Below are 18,325 nucleotides of genomic sequence, written 5' to 3'. Positions count from 1 at the left end.
AGCGAGTGAGCACGTTCACCTCCATCAGGGCAACAATTGGTTGACCCCGCAAAAAAGACATAAAGCCACACTGGCTCCGGTAAGCCGAACGAAGGAATGTAGAGATCCCGCCAGGGAATACTCCGGGAGAAATGATAGGGTTGTGTAACGGAGAAAATCAGACACCGGTGGGCTGAACCATAGTCTACAAAACTGCCCATGCTATGGGTTTAAGTAACACCACCATATCATTCCAAAAATAAACATATTAGGGTATTTGTAGAAAGGTTTATTGGCTTTCAAAATATGAAAAACTGCGTTATCAAGAGATAAACGCAGGTATTACTCAAAATATTGAGATAGGAGGTGAACAATAATGGTGATAGCTAAAGAGAATTACTTCATTTACGCTGATCCCCGAAAGTGTTTGGGTTGCAAAAATTGTGAGATAGCCTGTGCTGTGGCTCATGCAGATTGTGATTTGCAAACTGCCGTAACCCAGGGCTTGCAATTACAGCCAAGAAACTCGGTGGTTCAAGTTGATGACATGGTTATGCCGATTCAATGCAGACAATGCGAAGATGCACCTTGTGCCCACGCCTGTCCTACAGGAGCAATCTACGTAGAGGATAGGTTTGTTAAAATTAATGAAAGTAATTGTATTGGCTGTAAAGTGTGCACTATGGTTTGCCCCTTTGGAGCTATTATTGTAGCTAAAGACATAACAGATGAAGGTACTCACAGAACCCAAAAAGGTAAAGCCAGGAAATGTGATCTTTGTTTTAGCAGGACGCAGGAAAGCAATGAATTTGCCTGTGCCTGTGTAGAGGCCTGTCCTACTAAAGCAATAATGCTGGTAGATTACGAAAGTTATCGTAAGAAACTTATTGAAGAAAGAGGGAAAGAACTTGTAAGGGCTCATGCTCATACAAAAACCAAGGCCTAATGTGGAAATAAGCAGGGGGAGAGATCATGAGCAAGATGAAAAATACCATAGATCCTGCTGTCAATTATTTGCTACCTTTAGCAAAAAAGGCGGGAATTGAAACTGTTTGGGATCGTTTTGCAGCGATGAAACCACAATGTGGTTTTGGTGAATTAGGAATCTGTTGTCGCATTTGTTGGAAGGGACCCTGTCGTATCGATCCTTTTGGCAATGGACCACAGAGAGGGGTTTGTGGGGCTGATGCCCATACCATTGTTGCGCGAAATTTGATTAGAATGATTGCTGGAGGTGCTGCTGCCCATTCCGACCACGGCCGGCACATAGCTTTGACTTTATTAGAAGTTGGCGAAGGACATGCACCTGCGTACCGGATTAAAGACGAGCAAAAGTTAAGAAATATAGCGGAAAAATTAAACCTGGCACCGGCAGGCAAAGATATAAGACAAGTAGCAAAAGAAGTGGCTTTAGCTTCCCTGGAAGATTACTCGCGGCAAAAGTATAGCATATCCTGTAACTGGGCCAAAGAGACCTTGACCGCTGAGCGGGTGGACAAACTGGTAGAACTGGGGGTTATGCCCCATAATATTGATGCTGTTATCGCCGAGATTATGCACCGAACTCATGTAGGTTGTGATGCCGATGCGGTCAACCTTTTGCTTGGCGTAATAAAGGGAGCACTGGCCGATTATACTGGTATGTATTTGTCAACCGAGCTGTCTGATGTATTATTTGGCACACCTGAACCGGTAGTTACTGCAGCCAACCTCGGTGTACTGAAGAAAGATGCTGTCAACATTGCGGTTCACGGTCACAACCCTGTACTAAGTGAGGTTATTTGTGATGTAGCGCTGAAGATGAATGAAGAAGCAAAGAAAGCCGGGGCTAAAGAAGGTATTAACGTAGTGGGTATTTGTTGTACAGGTAACGAAGTAATGATGCGGCGTGGAATTCCTCTGGCTACTAACTACCTGTCCCAGGAACTAGCCATAATTACGGGCGCTGTAGATGCCATGGTCGTAGACGTGCAGTGCATTATGCCTGCTATTACCGGTGTAGCTGGATGTTTCCATACTGAAGTAATTACCACTATAGCTACAAATAAAATTCCCGGGGCAACCCACGTAGAGTTTCGGGAAGACTCGGCCTTTGACAGTGCTAAAAAGATTGTTGAGGTGGCAATTGATGCCTTTAAAAGACGGGATAACCGTAAAGTTAACATTCCTGACTACAAGCAAACAGCCATTGCAGGCTTCAGTGCCGAGGCAATCATGGCGGCTTTAAGCAAGGTAAATGCTAAAGACCCGTTAAAGCCCTTGATTGATAATATTGTTAACGGCAACATTCAAGGTATTGCATTGTTTGCCGGTTGTAACAATACTCAGGTAACTCAAGACAATAACTTTATAACTATTGCTAAAGAATTGGCCAAAAATAATGTCTTAATGTTAGCTACAGGTTGTGGAGCCGGTGCTTTTGCCAAGAATGGTCTAATGACTCAAGAGGCAACAGAGGCTTATGCCGGTGATTCCTTAAAGGCAGTATTAACTGCCATAGGAAAGTCAGCCGGGCTTAATGGACCTCTACCTTTAGTATTGCACATGGGTTCTTGTGTTGATAATACCAGGGCAGTTAAAGTAGCTGTAGCCGTTGCAAATAAATTAGGAGTAGATTTGGATAAGCTACCAGTTGTAGCTTCTGCACCTGAGGCTATGGCTGAGAAGGCAGTGGCAATTGCAACCTGGGCAGTTGCGTTAGGACTACCTACCCATATAGGAATTGTACCACAAATTATGGGTTCTTCTGTAGTTGCTAAATTTTTAACAGAAAAAGCAAAAGATCTGCTTGGTGGTTACTTTATCGTAGAAACCGATCCGAAAAAGGCTGCCGACCAATTGTTTACTGCGATTAAGGAAAGACGTAAGGGTTTAAGTATTTAAGTTTTGGCTAATGGGGATTGATTAGGGCTCCTCGGAGCCCTAACCCTGCTCTAAATAGGAAAGGAAGGTTAATTATGAAAATAGCTGTTACGGGCAAAGGTGGAGTGGGAAAAACTACAATTGCTGGGATTTTAGCCCGGCTTTTTGCTGCTGAAGGCTATCGTGTTTTAGCTGTAGATGCTGACCCGGATGCAAACCTTGCTTCAGCTCTAGGTATACCTGAGGCACATTACAAGAAGATAACACCCTTTTCTAAAATGAAAAAATTAGCCGAAGAACGTACCGGAGCAAAGGGGGGGTATGGATCCTTTTTCACTTTAAACCCTAAAGTGGATGACTTACCTGAGAAATATTGTTTGGAACATCAGGGAGTTAAATTGTTGGTTATGGGCACTGTTGAACAGGGTGGCAGCGGTTGTGTTTGTCCGGAGCATACCTTACTTAAAAGATTGATGAAGCACCTGTTAATTGAAAGGGAAGATGTGGTAATTATGGATATGGAAGCAGGAATTGAGCATCTTGGACGAGGAACTGCTGAGTCGGTAGATGCGTTGATGGTGGTGGTAGAACCTGGTCGGAGAAGTATTCAAACCGCTGAGCAGATCAGAAACTTGGCTAAGGATATTGGAATTAAAAAGGTCTTTGTGGTAGGTAGTAAAGTACATGATAAGGCAGATGTTCAATTCATAAGTGATAGTTTGGTTGATTTTGAATTGTTGGGTTTTGTTTCTTTAAGTGAAGAGGTTAAAAAGGCTGATTTGGAAGGAGTTTCTCCTTTTGATATCGGCGGCACGATAGTTGAGGAAATCAGTTTAATTAAGAATCAGTTGCTGGCAAGGTTGAGTGGAAGTGTTAATCCGTAGACAAATGTGGAGGGGAATACGAGGTGAGTAAAACCCCTTCATGTCCTCTGTGCGGCGGCGGGGTAGAACGGATAGTATCAGGCAAGGAACTGTATATAGATTCCATAGAAGGAGAATAGGAGGATTTGGCAGTGGAAATTAAGGTGCTGAGAAACATTATGAAGAGAAACGAAGACCTGGCGACAGTAAACCGGGAACTTTTTGACCGGTATGGAATTCTTGCTGTTAACCTGATGAGTTCTCCCGGTGCTGGAAAAACAACGATTTTGGAACGGGCCATTTTAAAATTAAAGGACGAACTAAAAATCGGTGTTATAGAAGGGGATTTGATGACCACCAGGGATGCGGAAAGGATTCACTGCCAAGGGGTGCCGGTGGTGCAGATAAATACTGAAGGCGGCTGTCACCTGGACGCAAATATGGTTAACCGGGCAGTGCAGGAACTGGAAATTGAAAATTTAGATTTAATTATCATTGAGAACGTAGGTAATCTGGTATGTCCGAGCGCATTTGACCTGGGTGAGGATTTGAGGGTAGTAGTTATTAGTGTTCCCGAAGGCGATGATAAACCTTCAAAATATCCCGTTATGTTTCGAGAAACCAAAGCTTGCATTTTAAATAAAATTGACTTATTACCCTATAGCAATTTTAATGTGGATAACTTTACCGAGGATGTACTGAGTTTGAATCCCAACATTGAAATATTCCAGATGTCTGCATCTTCCGGGGAGGGAATTGATGAGTGGTGCCTATGGCTAAAGGGAGAGTGGGAAAGGAAGCGACAGCGAAGGAGATAAAGGTTTATGGAATTGTACAAGGGGTGGGATTTCGCCCTTATGTATATAACCTTTCCCAAAAATATCAATTAAAAGGGTGGGTTCTCAATAACAGCCAGGGAGTAACTATTCACTGGGAAGGGCAGGAGGAAAAGATTTCACAGGCCCTAATGGAACTGTTATCTTCCCCACCACCGCTGGCTAAAATAACGGGATATGACTCCTTGCCGGTCCCTTTTCAGGGGTACACCGGTTTCTTTATTCAGAAAAGTTGTGTTCAGGATGATAAACGGGTCTTAATTTCCCCGGACGTGGGAACATGTTCTGACTGTTTAGCTGAATTGCAGGATCCTTCTGACAGAAGGTTTTCTTACCCCTTTATAAACTGTACCAACTGCGGTCCCAGGTTTACGATTATTAGAGATATTCCCTATGACCGGCATCTTACCACCATGAAGGGATTTACCATGTGCCCGCAATGCAGGCAGGAATATGACGATCCCTCAAACAGGCGTTTTCATGCCCAGCCCAATGCCTGCCCGGCATGTGGGCCAAAAATTGAAGTTAGAGATAGCCGGGGTAAATCCTGTAATAAAGATTTTCGGGAACTGTTTAAGGAGGGTGCAATTGTTGCCATAAAAGGATTAGGAGGGTTCCACCTGGCCTGTAATGCTCTTGATGGAAATGCGGTATCCCAATTAAGGAAAGGTAAATTCAGGGATGCCAAACCTTTTGCTTTAATGGCTTATAACCTTAAGACTGTGAGAAAATACTGCCATTTATCAGCTGAGGAAGAGGAGCATCTGGTAAGTCCTGCCAGGCCAATTGTGATTTTAAAACAAAGGGAAGAGACCAGGGGAGAACTTCCTCCAGAAATTAATCCCCATCTGGATACCCTGGGAGTAATGTTACCCTATACGCCCCTTCACTGGTTGTTATTTTCTCCCGAAATTCCTTTACTGGTAATGACAAGTGCCAATTTATCCGGTGACCCGCTGATTACTAAAAACGAGGAAGCAGCAGAAAAACTAAAAGGTATTGCCGATTATTTCATTTTTCATAATCGGGAAATAGAAAATCCCTGTGATGATTCTGTAGGAATGGTGGTGGGAAATACCTGGCAACCTGTAAGAAGGGCCCGGGGTTATGTCCCGTTACCCGTGCAATTGCAGAGGAGGGAGTTAACACCGCTTCTTGCCTGTGGCGGGAATCTAAAAAATACCTTTGCCCTGGCCAAAGGAGACCGGGTTTTCCTTAGTCAGCATTTAGGGGATTTGGACAATTACTTAAATTTTGAAATATACAAAAAAACTATTTCTAAAATGATTTCTCTACTAGGGATAAAACCCGAATTACTTGTTCACGATCTCCACCCCGGTTACCAAACCACTCGCTACGCTCGGGAACTGGCGTCCCAATGGGAATTGCCGGCAATAGGGGTACAGCATCATCATTCTCATATGGTCAGTTGTATGGCAGAAAACGGGCTGGCTGAGAGGGTAATGGCAGTGATCTGTGACGGTACTGGATATGGAACCGATGGTACAATTTGGGGGTTTGAATTTCTCTGCGGTGATTACAGTTCCTTTAAACGTATGGGCCACCTGGCAAAGGTTCCGCTGCCGGGCGGAGAGGCTTCAATAAAAAGGCCTCTGCGAATGGCATACAGCTTTCTCCTTTCCACACTGGGGGAAACCGGCAGGGTATACGCTTCTAAATGGCTGAGCGGATTAAGTCCCTGCGAAGTTGATGTTCTGGAAGTGCAGCTTAAAAAGGGTATCAATTCGGTAGCCACCTCAAGCTGTGGCAGGTTATTTGATGCAGCTGCGGCTTTAATGGGAATCTGCCGGGAAGCAAAGTATGAGGGACAGGGCCCAATGGTAATGGAAGCAAGGGCCCGGATGGCCGGACACGAGGAAGGTTTTTATACTATACTGCTGAAAGATAAAGAAGATTTAACCTTTGAATTGGACACAGCGCCATTGTGGGAGGAACTCATTTCCGATTTGTCATCCGGATTAGATACTGTACGTATGGCATATAAATTTCATATGGGGGTTGCCCGGGCAATTAGGGACGGGGTGCTGCATATGTCCCGCAGTACCGGGTTAAAAAAGGTGGTTATATCTGGAGGCGTCTTCCAAAACAGGTTATTAACCGAACTGATAATGGAATTACTGGCTGAAGAGGGAATAGCGGTATACCGCCATAAGGAAATCCCTCCCAATGACGGAGGTATATCGCTGGGGCAGGCTGTAGCCGGAAACGAGGTGATGAAGAATGTGCGTGGCAGTACCGCTTAAGGTTATAAAAGTAACGGGAAACATGGCAATTGCCGAACTGGAAGGGATTTCAAAGGAAATTTCAATTGCTTTAACTCCGGAAGTGAGTGTAGGTGACTGGGTACTGGTACATGCGGGCTATGCCATCCAACGGATAGATAATGAGGAGGCCCGGGAAACCGTAAGATTTCTGGAGGAGTTATATGAAGCAAACAGCAAATAAAAGGCAACTGGCCAAACTAATACAACAGGTTGAAAGATTAGCTCCTGCGGATAAGCCGCTAAATATTATGGAAGTTTGCGGTGCCCATACCATGGCCATCGGTAAAAGCGGCCTCAGGCAGCTATTGCCTGACAATATCAGATTGCTTTCCGGTCCCGGTTGCCCGGTTTGTGTCACTCATGACTGTGAGATTGAGGTTTATTTAGAGCTGGCTCGGCAAAGGAATGTCATTATCGCTACCTTCGGCGACCTGCTGCGGGTTCCCGGTAAAAAGGGCAGTAGTTTAGCAGATGCCCGGGGGCAGGGGGCAAAGGTAAGTGTAGTCTATTCAACGCTGGATGCATTGAAACTGGCAAAAAAGAATCCCGGTAAAGAAGTGGTATTTTTGGGGGCCGGATTTGAAACTACCGCTCCGACAGTGGCAATGTCTGTAATTCAGGCCCAAGAAGAAGGAATTGAAAACTTTTCTGTTTATTCTCTACACAAATTAGTTCCTCCGGTGCTGGAGGCACTGCTGCTGGATAAAGAGGTAAAGATTGATGGTTTTATTTTACCGGGACATGTTAGCACCATCATTGGGGTTGAACCCTATTACTTCCTCGCTCGAGAGTATCACAAGGCAGGTGTGATTACAGGGTTTGAAACACATGACATTTTACAGGGTCTCGTAATGCTTCTCGGGCAAATAAGGGAAGATAACCCCTGCGTTGAGATCCAATACAGGGGGGGAGTTCTGCCCAGGGGAAACCCCATTGCAAGACAGGTAATTGCCAGGGTCTTTGAACCGGCGGATGCCTGGTGGAGAGGTCTCGGTTTGATTCCTAAAAGCGGTCTAAGAATAAGGGAAAGCTTTAGAAACTATGATACCAGGAAAAAATTTAATATCCCGGAACCGCATCCAGATGATAAGGAAGAATCCAACAAGATTTGTGCTTGTGGGGACATTCTGAAGGGAATTAAACTGCCTCAGGAATGCAGGTTGTTTGGTAGAGCATGCACACCCCTTAATCCTGTAGGGCCCTGTATGGTATCTTCTGAAGGAGCTTGCGCTGCATATTACCGTTTTACTGAAAATGGAGGAGGATGGAATGAAGGGAGATAAGATTCTACTTGCCCACGGCAGTGGGGGGGGATTGTCCCGGGAGCTTATTGAAGAAATTATCTATCCCATTTTTGACAATAACGGTGGACAGGATCTTTTGGATTCGGCGTTTCTAGCGCTTGAAGGCGGCAGAATTGCAATGACAACAGACAGTTATGTTATCTCTCCCTTGTTTTTTCCTGGCGGAGATATCGGGAAGCTGGCTGCCTGCGGTACCATTAATGACCTGGCGGTTTGCGGGGCGATACCGAAATTTTTAAGCGTTGGCTTGATTATAGAGGAAGGCTTTCCGGTAGAAGACTTAAAAAAAATCCTCCGTTCCCTTTCGGATACTGCAGCAAGTGCCGGTGTTCTTGTCGTCACTGGAGATACCAAGGTAGTGGAACGTGGTAGTGCAGATAAAATATTCATAAATACAACTGGTATTGGAATAGTTCCTGAAGGGGTTTCCCTGGGGCCAACGGAAATCTCGGTGGGAGACTTGATAATAATAAGCGGAACGGTTGGCGACCACGGGATGGCCGTCTTATGCCAGCGGGAAGGTTTATCACTTGGCGGGCAGATTGCTAGCGATTGTGCGCCATTAAGTGATTTGGCGGAACTTTTGGTTTCCACGGGAGGAGTATCCTGTATGCGGGACCCTACTCGCGGGGGAGTTGCTTCAGTCCTCTACGAACTTGCGAGGCAATCTAAAATGACCATGGAAATTTTAAATGAAGCAGTTCCTGTACACCATGCAGTGGCTGCCGGGTGCAGCATGCTGGGTTTGGATCCCTTATACCTGGCAAACGAAGGCAAGTTATTAATTTTTGCCAGGCAGGAAAAGGAAAGTGAAATAATGAATGTGTTGAGGAACCACCCGCTGGGCAGAGCCGGACGCGTAATTGGCAGAGTCACTTCCAGGGATGATTCCGGTAAAGTTTTAGTGGAAACTGAATTAGGGGCTAAAAGGATATTACCATCGCTTGAGGGAGAACACCTGCCGCGGATTTGTTAAAGAGGTCATCATATTACATCTGTAGCGGGATAATGAATGATGATTCTCTAAAAACCACATTTTGTGGGTGATGCTCCCGGTTGGCTGGGGAGAATTATCCCTCCAAAACAAATTTAAATTTATGGTTACATACCCGTTCTGCATTCTTGTCCAGGAATGCCTAAGATATACTCATGCTGAAAACCAAATATGGAGAGGAGTTTTCAGCATGAAGGATCAGAAAAAAGCCGAAGAGATAGCAGCCCTGCGGGTACAACTGTTATCTCCACTTTTGGCAGACGGACTGGATCCTGCTAAAGCCAGGCGGATTAAAACCCAAATCTGTGAACTATTTAGTGACTTTCGTGGATGAGGCTACCCGGTTTGTACTGCACGGGGAATTTTATCCAACAATTGATAAGGTTAAAGTCCGCTGGCAAGCCACTCGGCTGCGGCCCATTGCGATAAAAGCATTACCGGTGGTTCTCACGGCCGCCCTCTGCGATACATTGCTTATTCTTGCTGCTGTACAGGGAGTCTCATTGCTTATCCTTGGCTTCAGTTGGTTTAAGATCATATTATTTAGGAATCGGCTGCGTTTTTTGGGTATATATGGGCTGGGTTACTTGGAATGCTGGTTGGTTTACCCTCTCAAATAAATGAGGGCTTTATTTTAGGCTGTATTTACCGGATTTGCTGCCAAAGTGCTCAGCAACCAAATTAGCTTTTTGCGGTTAGTGGTATGCTGCTCTTATTCCGGTTTTTGACTGGCTAAGGGCAGGTGTCTTGATTATAATAAAAATATAAGGGGAAAGTTACCGGTCCCGGTTGCCCTGAATAACCTTATCATGGAGTTAAAAAACATGAAAAAGATACCCGTAAGAGAAGTTATGACTCCGATATTTGATTATACGACAATACACCAAAATGCCACCATAAAAGAAGCCATTGACGTTTTAAAAAAATCTTTCTTTTTAGACGAACAAGGAAATGCCCATGGCCATGCTTCGCTGCTGGTAGTTAATCAAAAGAAAGAATTGGTGGGTATTCTTACCTTAAAGTCTCTTTTAGAGGCTCTGGTAATTGCCAAGAAAGAAAATGAAAATGTATTTAATTCTTATTATTGGCTTTACTTTTTAGAAGAAACCCATAAATCAGCTGCCGGTATTCCGGTCAAAAAGGTAATGAGAAGCAGAAAGTTAGTGTCCGTTAAGTCAGATGACGATATTATGGACGCAGTAGAGTTGATGGTTAAGCATAAAGTTAATTCTATCCCCGTTATCAACGGGGCGGGAAGGTTAGTGGGGATTCTTAGAAGTAAAGATGTTTTCGGCATGATAAACGAACTTTTATAAGGCATGACAACTATCGGCATAAACCGAAAATAAAAAATGAAACAGCACATGTGACTTGTTTATCCCTCCGGACCCGAACGCATAGAAGCTGGCGCCTTTATGGTAGCCTTTACGGTAGCAGCCGCTACGTCTTATCTATAACGATTCAGGATATGGAGATAATAATGAAAATATCGATCCTATTTTCCTACAGGAATACTGTAAGATTTGACCACATTATCTTATAGCCCCGGCATTGTTCCGGTTCAGTACATCCCTCAGCCATTCACCGTGCAGGGTTAGAAGGTTGGTCGGTAGGTTATCCAATTCAAAGAATGCAACCTCAGCAGTCTCTACACCGTCCGCCCTCAAATGCCCCCCAACCATCTCACATTCCATACAGGACGTAATGTAGTGACTTACTTTACCCGAAGGATGAGATACCACCAGGGACACTGGGTCGGAGTAAACCCCGATGTACCGGCTCACTTTTACCTGTAGTCCAGTTTCTTCGTTGACCTCCCGGATAATGGCTTCCTGCACGGTCTCCCCGGGTTCGACGTGTCCGGTGGGCAAGCCCCATACATCAAAGTCAACTCGTTTAATCAAAAGAATTCTGCCATCCCCGTCAAAAATCACTGCCGCCACAGCAGGCTCAACAGTTTCCGGCCAGGCATAGGGGGGCTTGCTCCAGGATCGAGCCGTTATCGCAGGGTTAAAAAGTTCCTTGAGGTTTGAGATTCTGGCATCCGGAATGCGGAAATCCTTGGGGGAAGGGAAATCCACCGCCTTGTCCGAGCGGAGAATAGCCGTGATCCCCTGCTGGTGAGCTCCTAAGATATCAGTGTAGGGGTTGTCCCCCACCATGGCCACCCGGAGGTTGGGGTCTAGATTATCAAGAACCGTGCGAAACATTGGGGGATAGGGCTTCCCAATGATGACTGGACGTCTGCCGGAGGAGGTCTCAAGGGCACTAACAATGGCACCGGTACCGGGGCAGGGGCCTTCGGGACCGGGAAAGGTTGCGTCGGCATTGGTGGCAATAAATTTAGCTCCCCGGTGAATCAGTTGAATGGCTTGCCGCAGATGGCCATAGGAAAGTTGATCATCATGCCCCACAACCACCGCCTGGCAGTCCCTCTTTTCCACCACCTCTATCCCAAACCCCCGGATCTCCGTTTTTAGACCCTCGCTTCCCAAAACATAGACAGAATTAATCTCCATTAAGCGGAGGGTTTTGGCTGTAGCCCAACCGCTGGAGATTACTTCGTTCAGGTGTGCTTCTATCCCAAGACCTTGTAGTCGATCTACCAATTGCTGTCGTGTGGGGATGGGGTCATTGGTTAAAAAATAGATCCGTTTATTTATCTTGCGGAGTTGTGCCATGGTTTCCTTAACACCGGGCAGCAGTTCACCTCCGATGTAAATAACTCCATCCAAATCAAACAAGAGAACATCAAATTTCTCTGCCAACAAGGGAAAACTCCTCCTTAAAGAACAAAGGTCTGTAGTTATTCGAATATCCCAGCAGGGCTTTTTTCCGTAACAGATTATTTTGGAGTGAATAACCTTCATAATATAGTTTGTTGGTTAATCACTTCACCTTTGGTGCATTTTAGTATATCATTTACAAAAAGCCAAAAACAACAGATTGGGCAGGATAACTGCCCTTATAGCCGATTTCGTCTTGGGGGCAATGATAATGGGAATTTTTAACATATATCTGGAGTTCTCCCGCAAATCCTTTCAGCGGGCGGCGGCCTACTGTTTTGATGCCTGGACAAGAATTATCGGCAATGTCATGTTTTTGTTCATGTGGGGGTTTATTTGGTATGGTCTTTATCATGGGAAAGGTTCGGTGGGGGGGCGTATCCTTTCAGGCCATGCTCGGCTATATCCTAGTCAGCCAAGCACTCCAGGGGCTGCATGGCGCAGGTACGCCGCTGTGGGAAATTCGCACCGAACGATTTTAATTGACAACGGGCGAGTGATGTATTTATATAAGGTCAGATTAAAGCTATAATGTTTAGAGATGGCAAAAGTCGAATTAATTGTTAATTCATTATGATCAATAACTTACCCTGACAATGACGTAGAAGTGCCGCAGGATTAAGCTTGTTTTTAAAATGAAGACCTATCAATAAAGGAGGCAATGGCTCTTGAAACCCTTTTTTTCCGGGACAACCTATGACACTCCGGATGATCAACCTCGGCTTTTGATGGATCGGTTATTCTTGGGCACCCGTTGTTTTTTTGTAGGTGGATACATAAATGAAATTATTAAGGCCCGTTCTTTGGCCGTTAAAGACTGTTATGACAATAAAGCTTGGGCAGAATCCTCATATAGAGTCTTTAAATTAATAGAAGGATGTGGCGGAAGATTTCACTTAAGGGGTTTGGATAATATAAGAAATTGCCAGAAGCCTGTGGTTTTTGTAAGTAACCACATGAGTACGCTGGAAACCTTTGTCTTTCCCTGCATTATTCTACCATTTGCAAAGGTAACTTTTGTAGTTAAAGAAAGCCTGGTAAAGCATCCCCTCTTTGGACCGGTAATGCGTTCTTGTGATCCCATCGTGGTCAGTAGAAACAACCCCCGGCAAGACTTTCAGACTGTTATGACCAAAGGGAAGGAATTATTGGCTAAGGGAACTTCTATTGTTATTTTTCCTCAAAGTACCAGGACTACGAAATTTATACCGGAGGAATTTAATTCCCTGGGCATCAAATTAGCAAAGGCTGCGGGTGTTCAGGTTATACCTGTAGCCATAAAGACAGATTTCTGGGGAAATGGAAAATTCATTAAAGATATAGGACCTATCAACCGGGAAAAGCATATCCACATGTTTTTTGGCCCACCCTTTTTTTTTGAAGGGAGTGGCAAGGAAGAACATAAAAGAACGGTCGAATTTATACTGACAAACCTTAAAGCATGGGAAAACATTGTCTAACAACCGGTTATCTTCACCAAAACGAAAAATTTGGACACGCACACCTCAGGATTACACCCGGGAAATGCCGGAAAATTAGTCAATCACCGGGAGATTTACTGGAGATTTACTGAGGAACATTATGAAAATTTTCTGCTTGCGGCAATAATTGGTTTCTATTACAATGGGTGTTAATACGGAGGTTTATAAAGGAGGTTGGCCCTGTGTTTGTAAAAGATTGCATGACCACTTCACCGATAACCATTGCCAAGACCACCCCGATATTAGAGGCCCTGGAAAAAATGAAGAAATTGAGGGTTCGCCAGCTGCCCGTAACAGATAAGGGACGTTTAGTAGGCTTAGTAACTGAACGTGAGCTGCTAACAGTTACCCCTTCACCGGCAACCACCCTGAGTATTTTCGAAATGAATTACCTGCTTTCCAAAATGGTGGTCAGCGAGGTCATGCAGAAAGATCCTATCACTGTGGGTCCGGACACAACCATCGAAGAAGCAGCCCTGATTATGAGAGAGAACAAAATCGGCAGTCTGCTGGTCATGGAAGCTGATGAGCTGGTGGGGATTATTACTCAGACAGATATCTTTGATGCATTCATTGAATTCTTTGGTCTGAAGAAAGCAGGAACCAGACTGGTTCTGCAGGTTTATGATCGGGTTGGAGCCATTGCGGATTTAACAGAAATTATTAAAAGGATGAATATCAACATCAGAGCGCTGGTCGTACATAGAAAAGATAACGATGTCATACACATGGTGGTCAGGGTTAACACGGTTGATCCCGAGCCGCTGGTCAAAGAACTGGAATCCAAAGGTATTCCCGTACTTTCAGTTAACTAAAAAACGTTTATATAAAAAATCCCCACAGATAACATGCTGTGGGGATTATTCCGTGTTTGTTAAGCTTTGTAAATAACTCTTTGATCAATTTCCTGAATGGTGCTGCAGCCGGTTAATATCATAGCCTGTTTTAATTCGGCAGCCATTTTATCCAGAAGCATTTTTACACCTTCCGCACCGCCGCCAAAGGCTCCTACCACCAAAGGCCTGCCCACCAAAACGCCGTCTGCTCCAAGAGCCAGTAATTTCAGGACATCTACCCCGGTACGCACACCGCCGTCAGCCAGGATGGTTACTTTTCCTTTTACTGCAGCGGCAATGGCAGGTAGTACATCCGCTGCCCCGGGAGTACAATCTAAAATTCGACCGCCGTGGTTCGATACAACAATGGCGCTAACTCCTGCTTTGACTGCCTGTTCAGCTTCGTCAACCGTCATAATACCTTTCAGGATAAAGGGAAGTTGGGTGGAATTTACAAGTTCCTGTATTTCTTCCATGGTTTTGGGGCCAACCGGCTGACCCTTGAGGGCCATGGTTACCAACCCTGCACCATCGATATCAACCCCAACGGCCTTTGCACCTGCAGCTTCCGCACGACGGATGCACTCGATAATCACCTTTTGTTCCCGGGGTTTAATAATAGGAATGCCAAAACCTTCTTCAGCCGAAATGGCTTCCAGACCGGAAGTATACATGGCCGGATCTGCGCCGTCGCCGGTCCAGCCTAGGGTACCCGCCTGCTTGCTGCCGGAAACAATCATGCCGATAAACTCTCGCTCTGTTAAGGCGCCGCCCATATTATAGGGGGTCCCGGTCATCGGGGCCGCCATAATGGGACTGGACAGCTTGACCCCAAACAACTCTGTTTCAGTGCTGGGGTCCTTTGCCCCGTGTAAGGTGCGCATGTTTAAGCTGTAGGATGCAAGGGCCGTCAAGTTATTGCGGAAACTGATACCGGTACCTGTGCCTCCCATGCCGGGAACTTCTCCGGAACAAGCCCGGCCATCGCAAACGGGACAAACCCGGCAATAACCTTTTAGTTTTTCTTTAGCCTGGCTTCTAATGGTTTGTAAATCCATACCGACATCACTCCTGTCATTATTAGTCAAATAGCTGATTGCTCTAAAAATTCGATTCTGGCATTGATTATCCTGCAAATTATGTTATTTTATTTGTTTGTATCTGGTTGCCGGTTTTCACCCTGTAAAGAATCATGGCTTTGCTCCGGCTTGGCTTCACACTGCTCGGCTGCAGTTACAGGCGTTGTCTCAACTGATAAATAGAGTCCCCTGCTGTCCGGCTGCCAGGTAACATCAACGGAAAAAATTTCTTCCATGGTTGATTCGGTGACATAAGTGATTCCGTTAATCACCAGAGGAGGGTCTGTCAAATTGACCTGTTGGCCATTGAGCAGTGCTTTTTTAGTATTGGATGTTAAACTGGCAGTAAAACCGGACCGGTTTAACTCAATGGTACCTGTTTGAATGTTCCAGGCAAGATGATAGCCAATCAGTTGGCACAATAATTTTAAAGGAATGTATGGTTTCCCCTGCCTGCTAAAGGTCCTGAGGTCGCTTCCTAAAGTTACTGCCTCGTGATTAAGGTATACCTTTATTGGTTTATTGTCAACAAAGCCTGAGTTTAAGTCAGTGTCATTCCATAGGATAATGACCGGCGTACCAATGGGAACCTGCTCGTAAAGCCATAAAATGTCTTTGTTGTGCAAACGGATGCAACCATTGGATGCATAGGTTCCGATGGACCCGGGGTTGTTGTTACCGTGAATACCGAAGGGACCTCCCGGGGCGCTTAGGCCAAGCCAGCGCGGTCCTAGGGGGTTGTGAGGACTGCCCCCTGGAATATTTTTTTTATAATATGGCGGGTTAATGATTTTATTAATGATTGTAAATTTACCTTCCGGTGTAAAACTCCGTTGGCGACCGGTTGCCACAGGGAAAACCTTTTGTAATATGCCATCCTGATAAAAGCCTAACTGATTAGTTTTTTTATTAATAATAATCATTTGATTTTCATGAGCGCCGGCAATGGGCGTAAAAATGAAGAACGACATAGCCAGGCAAAAGACTATTGTCGTCCAGAGGTAGAAGTATTTTTGGTTAAACGTAAATAACCCCTCCTTAAATGCTTTTTTACATAACTATTAGGGGCAGGGGCTTACTATGACCCTTTAATGGTTGTTTTTGTGAAAATAGATTATTGTTTAAAGTAAAAAAATACGTCTATAATTTTGAACAAACCACTTTATAAGGAGAGTTTTTCTTTGCATGAAATACTGGAGAAAAGGGAAGAGCGGGCGGTTTTAGTAGGGGTCAAACTTCCGGATATGGATCAATGGCAGTTACAGGAATCGATGGAGGAGTTAGAAAGCCTAGCGGATACAGCAGGCGCTGAGGTGGTAGGGAAGTTCATGCAAACTCGCCAACGTCCTGATACCGCAACCTTTATTGGCAAAGGGAAGGTAGAGGAACTGGCTGCCTATTGTCGGAAAGCAGAAGCAAACATTGTCATTATCGACAGGGAACTTTCACCGGCCCAGGCCCGCAACCTGGAAGAGAAAACCAGTGTCAAGGTGATTGACCGAACCCAGCTGATCTTGGATATCTTCGCCCGGCGTGCTCAAACCAAAGAGGGCAAATTACAGGTGGAGTTGGCTCAACTGAAATATTTATTACCTCGTCTGACGGGTCAGGGAACACAATTATCCCGGTTGGGGGGCGGTATCGGAACCAGGGGACCCGGTGAAACCAAGCTGGAAACCGACCGCAGGAGGATCAGAAAGCGCATTTCCGATTTGGAAAAGGAACTGAGGGAAGTTCAGCAGCACAGGGCCCTGTTGAGAAAAGACAGAAGGGATGAGCCATTGCCGCTGGTCAGCCTGGTGGGTTATACCAACGCCGGTAAAAGTACCTTGCTGCGAACCCTTACAGGCGCAGATGTTCTGGTGGAAGATAAACTTTTTGCTACTCTGGACCCAACCACAAGACGTGTTCGTCTCCCCAATAATGATAATATTTTACTGACGGATACTGTGGGCTTTATTCAAAACCTGCCGCACCATCTGGTGGCCGCGTTTCGAGCAACATTGGAGGAAGTGCGGGAAGCCGATTTACTTTTACATGTGGTGGATGTCTCTCATCCCAATTGTGAAGGACAAATAAACGCGGTGGAGTCCATTCTTGAGTCCTTACAGTGTTTAGATAAACCCATTATCATGGTCTTTAATAAGATAGACTTAATTCAGGACCAGCATGAAATCCCTTTTGCTGCCTATCCAAAGGTGAATATCTCTGCTCTTTCCGGCCTGGGCATTAAACAACTGCTAAATTTGATTGCCGATGTACTAAAAGAGAGATATTCAGTGATACAATTATCAGTCCCTTACAGTAAATTGCATGTGGTTTCTCTGTTACACCAGAAGGGCAGGGTGCTCAAAGAAGAATATGGAGCAGATGGGATTTATGTGGAAGCAGAAATCAGCAGGGTTTGGGCAGACAGGCTAAAAGATCAATTATCATGATTTTTGTATCCTGTATATTTTTTATAAATCAATGGCTTGACCTGTGTCAAATGTTATGATAATATTAAAAACGCTCACAGTATTTGTCCAACATAAGGATAAATAACAAAAAATTAACCGTTGCCCAACAATATATTTGATGGTATGATAACAAATGTTGCCGCGAGGTGGCGGTTAAAAATTACCACTTGCAACAAACCAATGAAAGTGGTAAGATAAAGTTCCGATCGCGAGATCGGGCCTGACAAGCTGGTCTTTGAAAACTAAACAGTGGATGATGGATGCACAACAGGTCAAGTCAAAAGTCATCGATATAAGATGAAACTGTGACAGACCACATCCTCGTCAAGCGTGAACAAAGACGCTGGCGAGTAATTCACGGATAACAAAGAGCCAAAACTCTTTAAAAATATTGAAGATATTTTTATGGAGAGTTTGATCCTGGCTCAGGACGAACGCTGGCGGCGTGCCTAACACATGCAAGTCGAACGGGGTTTAAGAGGAAGCTTGCGAATCTTAAACCTAGTGGCGCACGGGTGAGTAACGCGTGGATAACCTGCCTGGTAGACCGGGATAACAGCT

Annotated in this window: 16 protein-coding genes and 1 rRNA gene; 14 read left to right on the top strand and 3 right to left on the bottom strand. The window is 44.9% G+C overall.

Annotated features, from left to right (window positions below):
• Positions 1-355 precede the first annotated feature (355 nt).
• From BUB67_RS14885 to BUB67_RS14840, 10 genes are all read left to right on the top strand, one after another.
• Positions 356-925: a 4Fe-4S dicluster domain-containing protein gene (locus tag BUB67_RS14885; RefSeq protein ID WP_073240186.1), complete on the top strand. Its 570-nt coding sequence runs from the start codon at positions 356-358 to the stop codon at positions 923-925.
• Between the two features lie 26 nt (positions 926-951).
• Positions 952-2,862: an anaerobic carbon-monoxide dehydrogenase catalytic subunit gene (cooS, locus tag BUB67_RS14880; RefSeq protein ID WP_073240185.1), complete on the top strand. Its 1,911-nt coding sequence runs from the start codon at positions 952-954 to the stop codon at positions 2,860-2,862.
• Positions 2,863-2,936: 74 nt separating this feature from the next.
• Complete coding sequence (locus BUB67_RS14875) at positions 2,937-3,725, top strand: ATP-binding protein (protein WP_073240184.1); 789 nt, start codon at positions 2,937-2,939, stop codon at positions 3,723-3,725.
• 131 nt (positions 3,726-3,856) lie between these two features.
• A complete protein-coding gene (gene hypB, locus BUB67_RS14870; RefSeq protein ID WP_073240183.1) occupies positions 3,857-4,522 on the top strand; it encodes a hydrogenase nickel incorporation protein HypB in 666 nt (221 codons plus the stop codon).
• Positions 4,477-6,804 carry a carbamoyltransferase HypF gene (hypF, locus tag BUB67_RS14865; protein WP_073240187.1) on the top strand — a complete coding sequence of 776 codons (2,328 nt, stop codon included), beginning with the start codon at positions 4,477-4,479 and terminating at the stop codon, positions 6,802-6,804. The genes hypB and hypF overlap by 46 nt, the downstream gene beginning before the upstream one ends.
• The gene (locus tag BUB67_RS14860; RefSeq protein WP_073240182.1) at positions 6,782-7,006 is read left to right on the top strand and encodes a HypC/HybG/HupF family hydrogenase formation chaperone; all 225 of its coding nucleotides are present in this window, start codon (positions 6,782-6,784) and stop codon (positions 7,004-7,006) included. Before hypF ends, BUB67_RS14860 begins: the two co-directional genes overlap by 23 nt.
• A complete protein-coding gene (gene hypD / locus BUB67_RS14855) occupies positions 6,987-8,108 on the top strand; it encodes a hydrogenase formation protein HypD (protein WP_073240181.1) in 1,122 nt (373 codons plus the stop codon). The genes BUB67_RS14860 and hypD overlap by 20 nt, the downstream gene beginning before the upstream one ends.
• A complete protein-coding gene (hypE, locus tag BUB67_RS14850) occupies positions 8,095-9,105 on the top strand; it encodes a hydrogenase expression/formation protein HypE (protein WP_073240180.1) in 1,011 nt (336 codons plus the stop codon). Before hypD ends, hypE begins: the two co-directional genes overlap by 14 nt.
• A gap of 208 nt (positions 9,106-9,313) precedes the next feature.
• On the top strand, positions 9,314-9,457 hold the full coding sequence (locus BUB67_RS16485) for a hypothetical protein (protein ID WP_159431853.1): 144 nt from the start codon (positions 9,314-9,316) through the stop codon (positions 9,455-9,457).
• Positions 9,458-9,947: 490 nt separating this feature from the next.
• Complete coding sequence (locus BUB67_RS14840) at positions 9,948-10,439, top strand: CBS domain-containing protein (protein WP_073240178.1); 492 nt, start codon at positions 9,948-9,950, stop codon at positions 10,437-10,439.
• 216 nt (positions 10,440-10,655) lie between these two features.
• On the opposite strand, the gene BUB67_RS14835 is transcribed toward BUB67_RS14840, so the two are convergent.
• A complete protein-coding gene (locus BUB67_RS14835; RefSeq protein ID WP_073240177.1) occupies positions 10,656-11,894 on the bottom strand; it encodes an HAD-IIA family hydrolase in 1,239 nt (412 codons plus the stop codon).
• 683 nt (positions 11,895-12,577) lie between these two features.
• Between BUB67_RS14835 and BUB67_RS14830 the strand changes: the two genes are divergently transcribed.
• Positions 12,578-13,369 carry a lysophospholipid acyltransferase family protein gene (locus BUB67_RS14830; RefSeq protein ID WP_073240176.1) on the top strand — a complete coding sequence of 264 codons (792 nt, stop codon included), beginning with the start codon at positions 12,578-12,580 and terminating at the stop codon, positions 13,367-13,369.
• Positions 13,370-13,572: 203 nt separating this feature from the next.
• The gene (locus BUB67_RS14825; protein WP_073240175.1) at positions 13,573-14,205 is read left to right on the top strand and encodes a CBS and ACT domain-containing protein; all 633 of its coding nucleotides are present in this window, start codon (positions 13,573-13,575) and stop codon (positions 14,203-14,205) included.
• 59 nt (positions 14,206-14,264) lie between these two features.
• Here BUB67_RS14825 and BUB67_RS14820 read toward each other — a convergent pair whose 3' ends face one another.
• On the bottom strand, positions 14,265-15,284 hold the full coding sequence (locus BUB67_RS14820; protein ID WP_073240174.1) for an alpha-hydroxy-acid oxidizing protein: 1,020 nt from the start codon (positions 15,282-15,284) through the stop codon (positions 14,265-14,267).
• Positions 15,285-15,373: 89 nt separating this feature from the next.
• The gene (locus tag BUB67_RS14815; protein WP_238457081.1) at positions 15,374-16,228 is read right to left on the bottom strand and encodes a L,D-transpeptidase family protein; all 855 of its coding nucleotides are present in this window, start codon (positions 16,226-16,228) and stop codon (positions 15,374-15,376) included.
• A gap of 258 nt (positions 16,229-16,486) precedes the next feature.
• Here BUB67_RS14815 and hflX point away from each other — a divergent pair, with 258 nt between their 5' ends.
• Positions 16,487-17,743 (top strand): GTPase HflX, encoded by a 1,257-nt coding sequence (gene hflX, locus BUB67_RS14810; protein WP_073240172.1) that lies wholly within the window; start codon positions 16,487-16,489, stop codon positions 17,741-17,743.
• Between the two features lie 423 nt (positions 17,744-18,166).
• Positions 18,167-18,325 (top strand): 16S ribosomal RNA (locus tag BUB67_RS14805); the annotation flags it as partial.

The organism is Desulforamulus putei DSM 12395, from assembly GCF_900129195.1.
In the GTDB taxonomy this organism is placed as follows: domain Bacteria; phylum Bacillota; class Desulfotomaculia; order Desulfotomaculales; family Desulfotomaculaceae; genus Desulfotomaculum; species Desulfotomaculum putei.
Note: the sequence above shows the minus strand (reverse complement) of the source record. Positions and strands in the feature narration are given on the sequence as shown.

Coding starts and splice junctions, on each gene's coding strand:
- BUB67_RS14885 (WP_073240186.1), top strand. CDS start 356: ATGGTGATAGCTAAAGAGAATTACTTCATTTACGCTGATCCCCGAAAG.
- cooS (WP_073240185.1), top strand. CDS start 952: ATGAGCAAGATGAAAAATACCATAGATCCTGCTGTCAATTATTTGCTA.
- BUB67_RS14875 (WP_073240184.1), top strand. CDS start 2,937: ATGAAAATAGCTGTTACGGGCAAAGGTGGAGTGGGAAAAACTACAATT.
- hypF (WP_073240187.1), top strand. CDS start 4,477: ATGGCTAAAGGGAGAGTGGGAAAGGAAGCGACAGCGAAGGAGATAAAG.
- BUB67_RS14860 (WP_073240182.1), top strand. CDS start 6,782: ATGTGCGTGGCAGTACCGCTTAAGGTTATAAAAGTAACGGGAAACATG.
- hypD (WP_073240181.1), top strand. CDS start 6,987: ATGAAGCAAACAGCAAATAAAAGGCAACTGGCCAAACTAATACAACAG.
- hypE (WP_073240180.1), top strand. CDS start 8,095: ATGAAGGGAGATAAGATTCTACTTGCCCACGGCAGTGGGGGGGGATTG.
- BUB67_RS16485 (WP_159431853.1), top strand. CDS start 9,314: ATGAAGGATCAGAAAAAAGCCGAAGAGATAGCAGCCCTGCGGGTACAA.
- BUB67_RS14840 (WP_073240178.1), top strand. CDS start 9,948: ATGAAAAAGATACCCGTAAGAGAAGTTATGACTCCGATATTTGATTAT.
- BUB67_RS14820 (WP_073240174.1), bottom strand. CDS start 15,284: ATGGATTTACAAACCATTAGAAGCCAGGCTAAAGAAAAACTAAAAGGT.
- BUB67_RS14815 (WP_238457081.1), bottom strand. CDS start 16,228: ATGATTATTATTAATAAAAAAACTAATCAGTTAGGCTTTTATCAGGAT.